The organism is Arhodomonas sp. KWT, from assembly GCF_010993615.1.
Window position 1 is genome coordinate 1 of the sequence record NZ_WNXE01001081.1, and the last position, 548, is coordinate 548.

Annotated in this window: 1 protein-coding gene; it reads left to right on the top strand. The window is 71.4% G+C overall.

Features of this window, described 5'->3' with window-relative positions; genetic code table 11:
* Positions 1-256 precede the first annotated feature (256 nt).
* A partial coding sequence (locus tag G7A99_RS24265) for a MarR family winged helix-turn-helix transcriptional regulator (protein WP_163144636.1) occupies positions 257-548 on the top strand: 292 nt, incomplete at its 3' end.

Here is a 548-nt window from a genome sequence, read left to right on the forward strand (position 1 = left end):
CCTCGTGAGGACCGCCTGGAGGCGTGGGGCCGGCTCGCGGACAGCCTCGACGAGGGTGTTCTGGAGACCATCGCCGGGGAGATCGGTCTGGAGGCCGTGATTCCCGGGGCGTCGGCACTTATGGCCGGCGAGGTCCGCGGCCGGCGGGTCGTCGACGTGAACCGCTGACCGAGCCCGCCGTTGCCGACCGGCGGCATTTGACAACCGGTTGTCAATAACTGACGATCGACCCCATGGTCCCTACCGGAGTAACGCCATGCCCGGGTCGAGTGTCGAGCGAATCACTGAGACGGTGCTCGCCGTCTTCCGCGCCCACGGGCGCCTGATCGAGTGGGGCGACAGCTTCGTCGCCCCGCTGGGTCTCACCAGCGCGCGCTGGCAGATGCTGGGGGCGCTCGCCCTCGCGGGCGAGGCGTTGACCACACCCCGCATCGCGGATGCCATGGGCGTCAGCCGGCAGGGGGCGCGCAAGCAGCTCCAGCGGCTGGCGGCGGAGGGACTGGTGGTCGAGCGGCCCAACCCCGGCCACCGGCGCTCGCCGCTGTATG